Origin of the sequence: Bacillus sp. RE35 (assembly GCF_052146655.1) — a bacterium.
GTDB lineage: Bacteria > Bacillota > Bacilli > Bacillales > Bacillaceae_G > Bacillus_A > Bacillus_A cereus.
This window is the reverse complement of the sequence record NZ_CP197377.1, coordinates 1,271,173-1,286,012: the sequence shown is the minus strand read 5'-3', so window position 1 is coordinate 1,286,012 and position 14,840 is coordinate 1,271,173. Positions and strand designations below refer to the sequence as shown.

Below are 14,840 nucleotides of genomic sequence, written 5' to 3'. Positions count from 1 at the left end.
GGAAACAAAGTCGTCATTACGTAGAACTTAGTTCTTCCGGCTTTGTTGGCATTTTTTATTACATATGTCTAGCAAGACCTTTGCCTATTAACGGCAGAGGTCTTTTTTGCATTCACTTCCAGATTTTTCCAAAGTTAATAGGCAGGAGTATGGGGAAACTAAATAGTGGGGAAATTCTTCACTTATTTAGAACTTATAGAAATGAGAGGAGAATGTACATGGATGTATCATTATTATTGGAGTATGGTTGGGTATTACTCATCCTAATTGCACTTGAAGGGATTTTAGCGGCTGATAACGCTCTTGTTCTTGCAATTATGGTAAAACATTTACCAGAAGAAAAACGAAAGAAAGCACTATTTTATGGATTAGCGGGGGCATTTGTTTTCCGATTTGGATCGTTATTTATGATTTCGTTCTTAGTCGATGTATGGCAAGTGCAAGCAATCGGTGCCATCTACCTTATGTTTATCGCTGGTAATCACTTATTTAAAACATATGTTAAAAAGAATACAGATGAAGAAACAGAAGAAAAAGAAGCAAAGAAAAAACAAGAGAACTTTTGGTGGACTGTATTTAAAGTTGAGGTTGCTGATATCGCCTTCGCAGTTGATTCAATTTTAGCTGCTGTTGCACTAGCAATGACTTTACCAAAAACAGGATTAGGTACAATTGGTAGTCTTGATACTGGGCAATTCGCTGTTATCTTTGTAGGTGGACTTATCGGATTAATCATTATGCGATTTGCAGCAACTGCTTTCGTACAAATCTTAAAACGTAAACCAGGACTTGAAACCGCAGCATTCTTAATTGTAGGTTGGGTTGGTGTGAAGCTAGCAGTTTATACATTAGCACACCCTGCATTAAATGTAATTCCACATTCATTCCCAGAATCCACTCCGTGGAAGCTTACATTCTGGATCGTATTAGTCGGAATCGCAGTTGGTGGTTGGTTCTTCTCAAAAGAAGTAGAAGTAAAAGTAGAAAAGAATTTAGACGAAAAAGCGCTGTAATTACAGCGCTTTTTCTTTTTTCTTTCTTCCTCTCAATGTCCAGAAAAAATTACATTATACTACCTTTTGTAAACGTTTTCTTAATGTATGTATGTCCTTTTTGTGAAACATTGCACAAACTTATTGAAAGTGAGAACAATTCCATGTACTTTATTCATATAAGGAGTATTTATAGAAGATTTACTAAAGGAGCGTATTACTCATGCTAGAACAAGGACTAGATTATGTTGTCAAACTGGCTAAAAGCAAAAAGAAAATACTAGATACAAACCCAATGCAATATTTCATTCGTGCTGCACTTGCGGGTATTTATATCGGTTTTATTATTGTACTATGTTTTAAATTAGGTAACTTTTTTCACATTGCAGATTCACCAGCAACTTATTTAGCTGCTTCTATGTTTTTCGGGATTGCTCTCGTACTTATTATATATGGCGGTGCTGAATTGTTTACTGGGAACACAATGTACTTTACTGTAGCAACTTTAAGAAAAGAAACAACGATTTCTGATACACTACGTAACTGGGTTGCTTGTTATGCAGGTAACTTAGCCGGCGCGTTATTCTTTGCCTTACTATTTTACGCAACTGGAATTTTTGAAGCAATTGATCACGGTCACTTAATGAATAAAGTCGTTGAAGGAAAGATGAACACACCTACAATGCAGTTATTCTTTAAAGCCATTTTATGTAACTGGCTCGTATGTCTTGCTTGTTTCTTACCTTCTCAGGTTAAAGGTGACACAGCAAAAATAATAGTCATGATGCTACTTGTTTTCACATTCTTCTTATCTGGTTACGAACATAGTATTGCAAACTTATCACTCTTTGCTTTATCTTTAGTTTCACCGCATCCTGAGACAATTTCTTTTTCAGGTGCTATTCATAACTTAATTCCTGTTACAATCGGTAACATTATTGGCGGATCAGTATTTGTCGGTATGGTATACCACTACTTAACAAAGAAAACACCTGAAGTTCAACAGGAAGAAACTGAAATCGCAGTAGCTCAACAAGAAGAGATTATTCCTTTACAAGCACATATGAAACACTAAAAACTCCAAAGTTTTACTTTGGAGTTTTTAGCTTCCCACGTATTTAACAACAAGGTGAGGATTAATTTCTCCTTCTTCCTTTCCCTTATCCATTCTCTGTTTCATCTTGTGCATACCGATGACATCATTCGTATGAAGGTGAATTTCATTTACATATAATCCCTCTGTACAAAAAGCTTCTACAAAATCTAGTCCATTTTTTGCTCCCCAGCCCATATTATAATCAAGGGAAAGAATATTCACATCATAATCCCGAACCATTTGCAAGGCACATTCTACTGTAGTTGCGGACACATACCCGAACGGGCAACTTCTTTGATCATCCATATATACGTTCATTTTCGATTCCCTCTCTAATTTGAATAAACAGCTAATACATAGCACATTGCCCCAAGACTAATAAAAGGACCAAATGGAATTGGCTTTCGTACTTCTATACGTTTTAATCCGATACCAATCCCGAAAAAACAAAGACTAAAACAAGATGCTAAAAATAAAACGATAAAAACTCCCTTCACTCCTACTATAAAACCAAGTAACGAAAGTAGTTTTATATCTCCTCCGCCAAGCCCTTCTGGATATATCTTTTGCATGCAATATAACAAAAGGAATATAACACCACTACCAACTATACTATCTGTCCAAGTAACTAATTGTACAAAAACACTTTCGAGAATGAGTAAAACCGCAAACGAAATTAAAATACAATCAGGAATTAACATATATAAGTAATCTGTAACTGAAATAATAAGAAGTAGCGAAAAAAGGGATAAAATGATAATAAGTTCTCGTTCTATTCCAATCATATACACGGTAAGAAGAAATATACTTCCTGTTATACATTCAAATGCTACATATATAATTGGAATTTTCCTCTTACAATTCGTACAACAGCCTCTTTGTATATAAAATGAAATGATGGGGATTAGTTCTTTTGGCCTTAGCACATATTTGCAATAATAACAATGTGAACGCGGGGTAATAATAGACGCACCTAATGGAACCCTCACCGCAACTAACATAAAAAAAGAACCAAACACCATCCCTGCTAACAGTGCATATAAATAAGTGAACATCCCTTCCTCTCCTTTCCCAAAAAACATAGCAAAAAAAGGAGAGAACTTCTACTTCATATTATCCTTTATTCTACTAAAAAAGCAGGCCATTTTCCGGCCTGCTTTCCCCTCTTTTATACGATGAAATATACTGCTTTTAATGGTCCATGTACTCCGACAACAAGATTCATCTCAATGTCAGCCGAGTTACTTGGCCCTGTAATAAAGTTAATACAAGATGCCGCTGTCTCCCCATTTTCTACGCGTGAGTTCATATCCTGAACTGCTTGTGTAATACGAGGCACAAGTGTTTCACGTGGAATAATAGCAAAATATACAGTCGGTAAAAAGTGTAAAGAACGTCCCTGCCCTTTATGACTTTGTACAACAATTGTACCAGATTCGGCTAATGTATAATCACTAAATGCAATACCAATATTCGCTTTTTCAGCTAAACGCATATTTTCGTCTTTTCTCTCTGGATCCCATACGTTTACTTCAACGTCTCGCTTTGGAAGTTCTTCTTTAAATAAAGATGTTAAACCATATGCATCAAAACGATCATCTGCTGATAATAAAATAGGTCCCCCGCCGTTTTCCATGATTACTTTTTGAAGTTCTTCACCTAAACGGTCATTTGTCGTTTCTACTACAGTTGTATGAATGTTTGTACATTGCTTTTTAAACACTTCTAGTAATTCTTCTTGTGAATAATCTTTTAACGTTTCTATATTCACATTACTTTTCCATACTGGACGCTCTACACCTTCTGTTTTACGTGCGCGCCCAAGTTCTTTTGCAATGTTATCTAGAAAGGCATCACGGTTTTGAATTAATCCTGTCATTATTTATCCCCGCCTTTCTTATGATCTTTATACCAATCACGGAATCGTTCTTTACTTGGAGCTGGGAATTCACGAATATCCGTCCAGTTTTTAAGTGGTCCAACACCTTTTGATACACGATTACCAGATGTAAATGGACTCATTGCCGCTGGTGCCATTTTTGAACCCATTTTATATAAAGCAGCTGAAGAAGCACCCATACTAAACATTTTCATCGCTAGTTTTTCTGCAAGTGGTGCACGACCTTCTTGCTCAACGATGACTTGACGATGTTTTAATAATAAATCATGCAATGGAATTTTTACTGGACAAGCTTCTGTACATGCTCCGCATAAACTAGATGCATAAGGAAGCTCTTTGTAATCATCATATCCACCTAGAAGCGGTGTTAATACCGCACCGATTGGTCCTGAGTAAATCGATCCATATGAATGTCCACCAACGTGACGATATACAGGACATACGTTAACACAAGCAGCGCAACGAATACATTGTAATACGGAACGGAATTCAGATCCAAGAATTTGAGAGCGACCATTATCAACAACCACTAAATGGAATTCTTCAGGTCCATCAACTTCCTCTTCTTGAATTGGTCCTGCTACTGTTACATAACTTGTTAATTTTTGACCTACTGCACTACGACATAGTAAACCAACTAAAACATCTAATTCTTCCATTGTCGGAACCATACGTTCCATACCCATTACCGCAATTTGTGTTTTAGGAATTGACATAACAAGATCTGCATTACCTTCATTCGTTACTAAACAAAGAGATCCAGTATTGGCAACAGCAAAGTTACAACCAGTTACACCAATTTCTGCATCCATAAATTTCTCACGAAGTTGTTTACGAACAAACTTTGTCATTTCATATGGGTCATCAGAATTTTCATAGCCTAGCTTTTCTTTAAATACATCGCGAATTTGCGTTCTATTTTTATGAAGTGCAGGTGCAATAATATGTGAAGGTGGATCATTATCTACTTGCAAGATATACTCTCCTAAGTCACTCTCTAATACTTCACAGCCAATCTCTTCAAGCGCATGATTCATACTAATTTCTTCTGTTACCATCGACTTTGATTTTACTACTTTTTTCGCTTGTTTCTTTTTGGCAACGTCTTGAATATACTTTGCAGCTTCCTCTTTCGTCTTCGCAAAGTACACGTGTCCGCCTCTTTTTGATACATTTTCACTTAACTGCATTAAGTAATAATCCAGATTTTCTAACGTATGTTGACGAATTTGTTCACCTAGTTCACGCCACTCTTCCCAGTTTCCTAATTCATCTGCAGCTTTTAAGCGATTCGTATATAAACGCGTTTGTGCAGAAGATACTGCTCCGCGCATAAACGAATCTTGAATTCCATCACCAACGCGATCATTAAATTTTTTCTCACTGATTTTCATAGACATAGCTTATGTTCCCCCTTCATGAGCGACTATTCAGTACCTCAGCAATATGCATTACTTTTACTTCTTTTCCTAAACGCTCAATACGTCCGCCAATGTTTAACAAACACCCACAATCTGCACCGATTAAATAATCTGCACCTGTTTCCATGACACTATCTACTTTTTCGTCTACCATTTGCTCAGAAATTGGAGTCATCTTAACTGAAAACGTTCCCCCAAACCCGCAACAATTTTGCACGTTTGGCAAATCTCTCACAGTTAATCCTTTTACATTTGATAATAAAATTCCTGGTGCTTCTTTTACTCCAAGCATACGCGTCATATGACATGATTTATGAATAGTAGCTATCCCTGGTAAACTTGCACCAACATCTGTAACTTTTAAAACATCTACAATAAACTGTGTAAATTCATAAGTTTTATCAGCAACTTTTTGTGCACGTTTAGCCCACTTTGGATCATCTTTGAAAACATGCGGATACTCATGAAACATTGTCGCACAAGAACCAGATGGCGTAACAATATATTCTGCATCTTCAAAAGTTTCAATCATATGTTTCATCGCTTCTTTTGCTGCTTCTACATGGCCGCTATTATAAGCAGGCTGCCCACAACAAACTTGTGCTTCTGGAAATTCAATTTCACAACCTAAACGCTCCAACACTTCAACTGTTGCTTTGCCGACATTTGTTTCAAACATATCGACTAAACAAGTAACAAATAAAGTAACTTTCATAACTATTACTCCCCCTTTTTACAACTTCACCAACAAACATATGGTCATCAGATGACTTAGTAGAGAAGAAATAGGCTCAACCATGGCCTATCCTCTCCCTCTTCTAAAGAAAACGCTTACTTAATCTTTCTCTATTTTATCAGAAAATTAAATTTTTAAAAGATTAAATTACGAATTTATATCGTTTTTACCTGTGACAATATGTTCTACATTTGTTAAATGATCTAGCATTGCTTGCTGCGCTAATTCTACATCTTGTTTTAACACCGCATCATATATAACTTGATGCTCTTCTATAAGTCGTTCTGATGTCGTTTGTTCACCATATAAAATAATGCGTCTTGATTCACCAATTGTTTCAGCAATCATCTCTGAAACATGATTCATGAGTTCAAGCAAAATGTTATTATGCGAAGACTCTGCAATTCCCATATGAAATTGAAAATCGGCTTTTTCGCCAGCCTTTTCATCTCCAATGCTCTTTGCCATTTCATCTAACCAATGTTTCATATTTTGTAAGTTATCTTCCGTACGTTTTGCCGCCGCTACTCGAACTGCCCCCACTTCAAGCACCTTTCGTACTTCTAATAAATTCAAAATATCTTCTTTCTTCATTAATAATCTATTGTTTAATGATTTCGTTAATGAAGAAGAATCGAAGTTCTTCACATATGTACCTTCTCCTTGTTTCATCTCAATTAAGCCCATCGCTCTTAGCGCACTTAGCGCTTCACGAACAGCAGATCTGCCAACTTGAAACTGCTCAGCTAATTGATGCACAGGGAGTAGTTTGTCACCAGGTTTTAACGTACCATTTTTAATCATTGTTAAAATAGCTTCAGATACTTCTTCGTAAATTTTTTTCGGTTTAATAGATTTGTACTCCAGTTAAATCACCTCAGTATCTTCCAAACAACAATTGAAACGATTTATAAGAACTTTGCATCATAACTATTTTAGACCGAATTGATAAGAAGTACAAATGTTTTGTTCATAAAATAGTCAAATTTTCGATATTTATTACATATTAATTTATATTTTTACGTATAAAGTGAAACTTTAATCAGTGGAGGTTTTGTTCATCGCCCACTGATTATTAGCTCTCACCAATCGGGCTTTTACGGGCAGCAGGGCCTCCACCTAACTTCTTTGCTTCCGTTGAATTTTGAGGTGAGTGTCTTACTGCCCGGCGAATAGCGGGATAAATATTTTCTTCAATATAAAGAACATGTCCTAAAAATTAGAACATGCTCCCCTCATCCTGTACATTCAGTTTAATAATAACCGTTGTTCCCTTATCTTTTTCACTTTCAATTTTCCACTGTCCACCATGTATATGAACAATTTGTTTCACAATAGCAAGGCCTAAACCTGTTCCACCGTGTTGACGACTTCTCGCTTTATCAACTCGGTAAAAGCGTTCTCCAAGATTCTCCAAATGTTCTATATCAATACCAATTCCTGTATCTTTTATTTTTAATTCACAGTAATCATCGATTTGCTCTAAAGTTATAACGATATTTCCTTTTTGATTTGTATACCGTATCGCATTATCTAACACATTATGAAGCACTTGTTGCATACGATCCTCATCAATCATGACAATGACCTCTGGATTTAAATTGGTTGAAATATGAATTTCCTTTTCTATAAACTTAATCTCATACGTATCTAATACGTCTTCAATCAGCTGTGAAAAAACGATAGGTTGCTTCTTTAACGGAAAGTGCTCACCTTCTAATTGTGCTAAGTCTAACAAGTCATGAACGAGACGCTGCATACGACCTGCTTCTTTATGAATTAGCTGCGTTACTTTTTCCTGCTGCGGTCCCTTTGCAACACCATCTAAAATAGCCTCGCTATACCCTTTTATATAACTAAGTGGTGTTCTAAGTTCATGCGAAACATTTGCTAAAAATTCCTTACGCTTTACATCTTCTGTTTCTAATGAATTTGCCATTTTATTAAATGCTTTTCCTAATCGTCCAATTTCATCCTCTGAAGAAACTGTAATCCGCTCCGAAAAATCTCCCGTAGCCAAATGATTTGCAACCCGCTCCATTTGCGAAAGTGGCTTCGTAATTGCAATTATAATTTTCCTTCCAACCCATATCGTAATTAAAATCATAGCAATTGCTAACGGTGCTAAAATAAGACCCATATCATAGATTAAATCTTTTATACTTTTTAAAGGAATATACGAATAGACAATTCCGACTAATTTTTTATTTTCCAATACAGGGATGACAACCCCCATAATATTACGGTCAAAATGTTCTTCATATCCTATTTTTGTCACAGTTTTCCCGTCTAATAGCGTTTGCCTATCTCCTTCACTTATAAGAGAATGATGATGCACATCAAAAGGCAAACATGCGCTTAAATCACGCGGATTAGACACGAAAATAACGTCTGAACTAGATATTTGATCAAACGATCTTACTTTCTCTTCAAAAGTTGATATTCCTTCACGCTTATCATATTGAGCAGCAAGACTTTTTCCTTCCATTACTAACGAAGCTTTTAAATTATCAACGTATAATTTTTCATACGAGTATAAAGATACGAAATAAAGAAAGGACACTGTTACACATACTGCACATACTACTGTAAGCCAAAGTTTTTGTACCATCGTAAACATACGTTACACCTCAAATTTATAGCCTACACCCCAAACAGTTTGAATGTAGTTTCCACTTTCTCCAAGCTTCAAGCGCATCGTTTTCACATGCGTATCTACCGTTCTTGTACTTCCGGCATAATCATATCCCCATACCTTTTCAAGTAATTGCTCCCGGCTAAATACTTGTCCTGTATGTTGGCAAAGAAAATATAATAAATCAAACTCTTTTACAGTAAGAGAAATCGGCTCACCACCCGCCTCTATTCGTCTACTTTTTTCATTGATAAGAATTGGTCCAAATTGAATCTCTTCTTGCTGTTCTTGCTTTGTATATCTTCTTAGCACAGCTTCCATACGGGCAACCAATTCACCAGGACTAAACGGTTTTACAATATAGTCATCTGCTCCCATACGTAAGCCGTTCACCCTATTCCACTCTTCACCTTTTGCCGTTAAAAATATAATCGGCACATCTGACGTTTTTCTAATTTCTTTACAAACTGAAAGTCCATCCATTTCTGGCATCATTATATCTAATACAACGAAATCATAATGATCCGTTTCTAGTTTTTTAAGAGCCTCTTTTCCATTCTCAGCTTCTCCCCACTCATATCCAAAGTTATCCAAATACATTCCAACAAGCTGTCTCATATCACTTTCATCATCTACAACTAGCACTCTATATTTATTCATTGTCCTTCCCTTCCCTCTCTATGAGTTGAAACGGTCCTTTTCCGACTTTAATTGTTTGTTTTATTTTCAAATTCTTCATATCTATAACGCACACTTCATCACTATCATAACTGGCTACATACCCTTCTGCTCCGCTCTCAAAAAATGCAAATGGATTCGACCCTACTTCTACAGAAGCTATTTCTTTATATGTGCTAATATCAAACTTTCTAAGTGTATTCGATCCATGACTGAGTGCATATACGTACTTACTATCCTTCGTTATATTCACAGGCATAAATGGAGCGTGTAAAGAACGCACCATTTCTCCACTCTGTAAAGAATACACTAACACTTTCTCATTTACTTGATTTCCATCACCATGTCCGCCAATCCATATTTCTTTCCCATCAGGACTAATCGTCGCTCCTGTTGATGCTGGCGGAATCATAAAGGATTGAATAACTTCTTTTTTCTTCGTATCAATTGTCGTTAGTTTCGTATCATAAAAGTTTAGTACAGATAACCGATTCTGATACTCTACCATCGTTATAGGCCCTTTTCCTGTTGAAACACTTCCTGTCTCTTTCCCATTTATCGTAAAGAACCTTACCTTTTGAACATTTTGATCAGCAGCAAATAATTGTTTTTTATCTGCTGATACCACCACATTTACAATGCCCTTTCCAGTTTTATATTTTCCCACTTGCCTTCCTTCCGCTAGTGAATATACATACATATATTCTAATTGCTTACCGTATACAAGTATTTCATCGCCATTTGGAAGCAGTGTGATTCCGGCCATTGGCTCATTTAGTTCCCATGTCGTAATTAACTTTTTATCTTTTTTATCAATAAAACTAATGCTGCCTTCTTTTATATTCGTAGTTATAATAACATTTTTATCTTTAGCAATTGGTGTATATGAACTTCCTTGACACCCTACTAGTAGAAATAAAAAACAGAGAAGAAAAACATACTTTCTCAAAAGATTCCCTCCATCTTCGGATGATTTCGTTATAATTGTAAAATAACAAATAAATGTGTGGAAAGTGTGAAATTTCCCTTTCTTACTCAATTTACATATATAATGTACAACAAATAGAATTTGAGGTGTGTCAATTATGCTATTTCCTGATTTAGCGAATAAAATTGTACGAGAAGTACGCAGACTAATTACAGAAAATATTATTATCATTAATATAGAAGGCGTTATTATCGCAAGTACAGATACAGAAAGAATTGGTCAATTTCATGAAGGTGCACTCCGCTGCGCCAAACAAAAGAAAACCGTCATCATTACAAAAGAAGATGAAAGGCGATTGCAAGGTGTAAAGGCTGGGATGAATCTTCCTTTATTATTTCATGATGAAGTAATTGGTGTCATTGGGATTACAGGAGAACCTGAAAATATTTCACGCTACGGAGAAATATTGCGTAAGATGACCGAATTATTAATTCATGAAAACTACTTTTTAGAGCAACTAGAACTTGAGCACCGTTCTTATGAAGCTTTTGTCTTTGATTGGCTTCAAAATACAGAGTGGTCCCCGAGTTTTCTTGATCGCGCCAAAACACTTGGCATTGATTTATATAAGAAAAAACAACTTATTTTGTTTTCTATTGGCAAAAATGACACGATGCTCCAGCGTAAAATATGGCAACACATACGTAATATTTTAACAAAAGAGCATCTATTTGTTCGTTGGGGAAATGATCGTTTTATTTTATTTACAGCAACGAGCTCAAAAGAGCAAACTTATCAATTTTTAAAACGGTTAAAACAAGACTGCGAAACTTTATTTTCTATTTCTTTATATATCGGGATTGGACAAACAGTTACCTCAAACAATATGAACATATGTTACGAACAAGCATTACGCGCTCTTTCTGTATCATTGGAAACGAAAAAAATTGTATTTAATGAAGATTTACGTTTAGAAATGTGTTTACAAGATATTTCTGCCGAAACGCGTGAACAATTTCTAGAGCGTACCATCGAAAACTTATTATCATTTCCTGAGCTTATACATACTTTGCGCTTATTTATCGATTATAACCAATCTTATAAACAGACGGCTAAACAATTACATATACACATTAACACATTACATTACAGGCTAAAAAAGATTGAAGAACATACAGGACTTGATCCAAAACAATTCAAAGACTTAAACGTTTTATACTTCGCACTCCTCCTATTAGATGATCATACAAAAAAGAACGATAAAACAGATTAATCTTTAGATGATTATACATAGAAAGAATCCCTCGACTTTTTTATCATTATAATGAAAGCACTGTTACCACGTTGTTTATTATAACTAAACACGTTAACAGTTTGAGGGGGATTTCCAATGTTAGAAAAACAAATTATTCATTCATTCGTATCTATTGTTGGCGAAGATAATGTAGATACATCCAATATGGGGCGTTTAACTTATAGTTATGATGCCACTCCAAACTTCCAAGCAATGCCTGATGCAGTCATTGCTCCTCGTAATACAAATGAAGTAGCTGAAGTATTAAAAGTATGTAACACTCACAAAATTCCTGTGTATGTGCGCGGGTCTGGAACAAATCTTTGCGCAGGAACATGTCCACTTGAAGGCGGTATCGTCCTTATTTTCCGCCATATGAACAATATTTTAGAAATTGATGAAGAAAACTTAACAATTACTGTACAAGCTGGTGTCATTACACTTGATATTATTAAAGCGGTAGAAGAAAAAGGTTTATTTTATCCACCAGATCCAAGCTCGATGAAAATTTCTACAATCGGCGGTAATATTAATGAAAACTCAGGTGGATTACGCGGTTTGAAATACGGCGTAACACGTGATTATGTAATGGGGCTTGAACTTGTCTTACCAAATGGCGATATTATTCGCACTGGTGGTAAATTAGCAAAAGATGTAGCTGGTTACGATTTAACTCGTTTATTTATCGGTTCTGAAGGAACACTTGGCGTGGTAACAGAAGCTATATTAAAACTTGTTCCTATGCCTGAAACAAAGAAAACAATGCTTGCACTATATGAAGATATTAATGAAGCTGCACGTGCTGTTTCTTCTATTATTGCAAATAAAATCATTCCAGCAACACTGGAGTTCTTAGACCAACCGACAATTGAAGTAGTAGAAGAGTTTGCGCAAATCGGTTTACCTACAGATGTAAAAGCAATTTTATTAATTGAACAAGACGGCCCTCCCGAAGTAGTCAATCGAGATATTGAAAACATGGCTAATGTTTGCCGCTCTATGAATGCAGTTGATGTTCGTATTGCAAAAGACGAAACAGAAGCAGATGCGCTTCGTACCGCTCGCCGTAGTGCTCTATCAGCGCTCGCACGATTAAAACCTACTACAATATTAGAAGATGCGACTGTACCACGTTCACAAATCGCTCCGATGGTTGAAGCTATTAATGCCATTGCAAAAAAATATAATATTCCTATTTGTACGTTTGGACACGCTGGTGATGGTAATTTACATCCAACTTGTATGACAGACGCTCGTAATGCAGAAGAAATGCACCGAGCTGAACAAGCTTTTGCTGAAATATTTGCGAAAGCAATTGAACTTGGTGGCACAATTACTGGTGAACATGGTGTTGGTGCAATGAAAGCTCCATATTTAGAAATGAAATTAGGTAAAGAAGGTATTGCAGCTATGCAAGGAATAAAGCAAGCTTTCGATCCAAATAACATTATGAATCCTGGAAAAATGTTCGCGAAAGACACTCGAAAAAGAGTGGTGGTTGAGCAATGACCACATTAAATAAAGAAAATATTCAAAAAGAATTTAAAGAACGATTAAGTGAAGATGAATTACTAAACTGTATGCGATGCGGTTTTTGTTTACCTACTTGTCCTACCTACATTCAATCCGGATATAAAGAGTCACATTCACCACGCGGACGTATTGCATTAATGAAAGCAGTCGTTGATGGTTTAATCGAACCAGATGAAGATGTTGAACATACATTAAACGTTTGTCTTGGTTGCCGTGCTTGTGAACCTGTTTGTCCATCTGGTGTAAATTATGGACATTTATTAGAAGAAGCTCGTGATATTATTAATCAAAATAAAAAATTCTCAGTGCCAGTGAAAGCTGTTCGAAAAGCCGTTTTTGAAGGACTATTCCCCCATCAAAATCGAATGAGAACATTAACTGGACTAATCGGATTTTATCAACGTTCTGGTTTACAAACGCTAACACATAAAACAGGGATTATGAAGTTATTCCCTGAAACACTTGCAACGATGGATCTCGTTTTACCAAAAGTCCCTAAAATGAAAGCCATGAAAGATCGTCCTTCATTTTTACCTGCAGAAAGCACAAAGAAAAAACAAGTTGCATTCTTCACAGGCTGCTTAATGGATACGATGTTTTTAGAAACAAATAACGCAACGATGAAACTTCTTCAATTAGCTGGTTGTGATATCGTTATTCCAAAAACACAAAGTTGCTGCGGTGCATTGCATGGACATGCTGGTGAAAAGAGTGGAGCAAAAGAATTAGCAAAGCGAAATATAAAAGCATTCGAAGATTTAAACATCGACTATATTATTACGAATGCAGGTGGTTGCGGGGCTTATCTCGTAGACTATGATTATCTTTTAAAAGATGATCCGGATTGGGCTGAACGTGCTAAGCAGTTTGTTTCTAAAATTAAAGATATTACTGCTATACTAGTAGAACTAGACTTCCATAAGCGAACTGACTTACGACTCACGCCGCAAGTTATTACGTATCAAGACTCTTGTCATTTACGCAATGTTATGCGCACATCTTCTGAACCTCGTATGTTACTAGAGGCTATCCAAGGTGCAACATATCGAGAAATGAAAGATGCCGACCGCTGCTGTGGCTCTGCTGGTATTTACAATATTGTTCATTCAGAGTTATCAATGGAATTTCTAGATTACAAAATGGACCGTGTGCATGAAACAGAAGCAGCAACCATTGTTACTGCAAATCCAGGTTGTTTATTACAAATGAAATTGGGTATTGAGCGAGAAGGGCTTTCTCATAAAATGAGAGGAATTCACATTGTGGATTTATTATTAGAAGCAATTGAAACTAACTCGTAACATACGTAATAATAGGAAAACGGCTATCTCCTTCGTCTATGTAAAGAGATAGCCGCTTTTTTGTCTGCTACAACATTAAAAATATGTTACTTTATTATAAAAAAGAACAACAGAAACATTACAGTTTTGTAAAAATCAATCCATTATATTCCTCAAAAAAACGTTCAAACCATTGATACAATAGGATTCTTCATTTTCTATTTAGGTAACTTTATCCAAAAACCCCCTCTTAAAACCAAGTATAAAAACACTATAAATTCCTTTTATACTCTATATTTCTCTTATTTTTGCTCCCTTCTTCTCTTAGGATAAATTAGGTAATTTTA

The 14,840-nt window shown here is 35.8% G+C and carries 14 protein-coding genes; 5 read left to right on the top strand and 9 right to left on the bottom strand.

All coding sequences use genetic code 11. The features are described 5' to 3' along the window. The first annotated feature begins 218 nt into the window (after positions 1 to 218). A complete protein-coding gene (locus tag ACTL4X_RS06705; RefSeq protein WP_000383314.1) occupies positions 219 to 1,013 on the top strand; it encodes a TerC family protein in 795 nt (264 codons plus the stop codon). A 202-nt stretch (positions 1,014 to 1,215) separates the two neighbouring features. Further along, positions 1,216 to 2,067 carry a formate/nitrite transporter family protein gene (locus ACTL4X_RS06700; protein WP_000893025.1) on the top strand — a complete coding sequence of 284 codons (852 nt, stop codon included), beginning with the start codon at positions 1,216 to 1,218 and terminating at the stop codon, positions 2,065 to 2,067. A gap of 27 nt (positions 2,068 to 2,094) precedes the next feature. Here ACTL4X_RS06700 and ACTL4X_RS06695 read toward each other — a convergent pair whose 3' ends face one another. The 9 genes from ACTL4X_RS06695 to ACTL4X_RS06655 all read right to left on the bottom strand — a co-directional run bounded on the left by ACTL4X_RS06695 (position 2,095) and on the right by ACTL4X_RS06655 (position 10,407). After that, positions 2,095 to 2,406 (bottom strand): cyclic-phosphate processing receiver domain-containing protein, encoded by a 312-nt coding sequence (locus ACTL4X_RS06695; RefSeq protein ID WP_001103770.1) that lies wholly within the window; start codon positions 2,404 to 2,406, stop codon positions 2,095 to 2,097. Positions 2,407 to 2,420: 14 nt separating this feature from the next. Further along, on the bottom strand, positions 2,421 to 3,143 hold the full coding sequence (locus tag ACTL4X_RS06690; protein WP_000495726.1) for a prepilin peptidase: 723 nt from the start codon (positions 3,141 to 3,143) through the stop codon (positions 2,421 to 2,423). A 113-nt stretch (positions 3,144 to 3,256) separates the two neighbouring features. Further along, entirely contained in the window at positions 3,257 to 3,967 is a 711-nt protein-coding gene (locus tag ACTL4X_RS06685; protein ID WP_000147189.1) for a LutC/YkgG family protein, read from the bottom strand. Continuing rightward, entirely contained in the window at positions 3,967 to 5,388 is a 1,422-nt protein-coding gene (locus ACTL4X_RS06680; RefSeq protein WP_000061930.1) for a LutB/LldF family L-lactate oxidation iron-sulfur protein, read from the bottom strand. Before ACTL4X_RS06680 ends, ACTL4X_RS06685 begins: the two co-directional genes overlap by 1 nt. Before the next feature lie 16 nt (positions 5,389 to 5,404). Then, positions 5,405 to 6,124: a (Fe-S)-binding protein gene (locus ACTL4X_RS06675; RefSeq protein WP_000869148.1), complete on the bottom strand. Its 720-nt coding sequence runs from the start codon at positions 6,122 to 6,124 to the stop codon at positions 5,405 to 5,407. Between the two features lie 168 nt (positions 6,125 to 6,292). Continuing rightward, positions 6,293 to 6,982 carry a FadR/GntR family transcriptional regulator gene (locus ACTL4X_RS06670; protein WP_254904515.1) on the bottom strand — a complete coding sequence of 230 codons (690 nt, stop codon included), beginning with the start codon at positions 6,980 to 6,982 and terminating at the stop codon, positions 6,293 to 6,295. A 382-nt stretch (positions 6,983 to 7,364) separates the two neighbouring features. Continuing rightward, on the bottom strand, positions 7,365 to 8,765 hold the full coding sequence (locus tag ACTL4X_RS06665; protein ID WP_000494796.1) for a sensor histidine kinase: 1,401 nt from the start codon (positions 8,763 to 8,765) through the stop codon (positions 7,365 to 7,367). A 3-nt stretch (positions 8,766 to 8,768) separates the two neighbouring features. Continuing rightward, a complete protein-coding gene (locus ACTL4X_RS06660; protein ID WP_001046398.1) occupies positions 8,769 to 9,440 on the bottom strand; it encodes a response regulator transcription factor in 672 nt (223 codons plus the stop codon). Then, positions 9,433 to 10,407, bottom strand: coding sequence for a YncE family protein (locus ACTL4X_RS06655; protein WP_001234154.1), 975 nt, complete (start codon positions 10,405 to 10,407; stop codon positions 9,433 to 9,435). Before ACTL4X_RS06655 ends, ACTL4X_RS06660 begins: the two co-directional genes overlap by 8 nt. Positions 10,408 to 10,543: 136 nt before the next feature. On the opposite strand from ACTL4X_RS06655, the gene ACTL4X_RS06650 reads away from it, so the two are divergent. From ACTL4X_RS06650 to ACTL4X_RS06640, 3 genes are all read left to right on the top strand, one after another. Continuing rightward, entirely contained in the window at positions 10,544 to 11,659 is a 1,116-nt protein-coding gene (locus tag ACTL4X_RS06650; RefSeq protein ID WP_000898641.1) for a CdaR family transcriptional regulator, read from the top strand. A gap of 117 nt (positions 11,660 to 11,776) precedes the next feature. Continuing rightward, complete coding sequence (gene glcD, locus ACTL4X_RS06645) at positions 11,777 to 13,189, top strand: glycolate oxidase subunit GlcD (RefSeq protein ID WP_000890755.1); 1,413 nt, start codon at positions 11,777 to 11,779, stop codon at positions 13,187 to 13,189. Next, positions 13,186 to 14,514: a (Fe-S)-binding protein gene (locus ACTL4X_RS06640; protein WP_000209619.1), complete on the top strand. Its 1,329-nt coding sequence runs from the start codon at positions 13,186 to 13,188 to the stop codon at positions 14,512 to 14,514. Before glcD ends, ACTL4X_RS06640 begins: the two co-directional genes overlap by 4 nt. Positions 14,515 to 14,840: the final 326 nt, after the last annotated feature.

Coding starts and splice junctions, on each gene's coding strand:
- ACTL4X_RS06680 (WP_000061930.1), bottom strand. CDS start 5,388: ATGTCTATGAAAATCAGTGAGAAAAAATTTAATGATCGCGTTGGTGAT.
- ACTL4X_RS06700 (WP_000893025.1), top strand. CDS start 1,216: ATGCTAGAACAAGGACTAGATTATGTTGTCAAACTGGCTAAAAGCAAA.
- ACTL4X_RS06665 (WP_000494796.1), bottom strand. CDS start 8,765: ATGTTTACGATGGTACAAAAACTTTGGCTTACAGTAGTATGTGCAGTA.
- ACTL4X_RS06660 (WP_001046398.1), bottom strand. CDS start 9,440: ATGAATAAATATAGAGTGCTAGTTGTAGATGATGAAAGTGATATGAGA.
- ACTL4X_RS06690 (WP_000495726.1), bottom strand. CDS start 3,143: ATGTTCACTTATTTATATGCACTGTTAGCAGGGATGGTGTTTGGTTCT.
- ACTL4X_RS06640 (WP_000209619.1), top strand. CDS start 13,186: ATGACCACATTAAATAAAGAAAATATTCAAAAAGAATTTAAAGAACGA.
- ACTL4X_RS06650 (WP_000898641.1), top strand. CDS start 10,544: ATGCTATTTCCTGATTTAGCGAATAAAATTGTACGAGAAGTACGCAGA.
- ACTL4X_RS06695 (WP_001103770.1), bottom strand. CDS start 2,406: ATGAACGTATATATGGATGATCAAAGAAGTTGCCCGTTCGGGTATGTG.
- ACTL4X_RS06705 (WP_000383314.1), top strand. CDS start 219: ATGGATGTATCATTATTATTGGAGTATGGTTGGGTATTACTCATCCTA.
- ACTL4X_RS06675 (WP_000869148.1), bottom strand. CDS start 6,124: ATGAAAGTTACTTTATTTGTTACTTGTTTAGTCGATATGTTTGAAACA.
- glcD (WP_000890755.1), top strand. CDS start 11,777: ATGTTAGAAAAACAAATTATTCATTCATTCGTATCTATTGTTGGCGAA.
- ACTL4X_RS06685 (WP_000147189.1), bottom strand. CDS start 3,967: ATGACAGGATTAATTCAAAACCGTGATGCCTTTCTAGATAACATTGCA.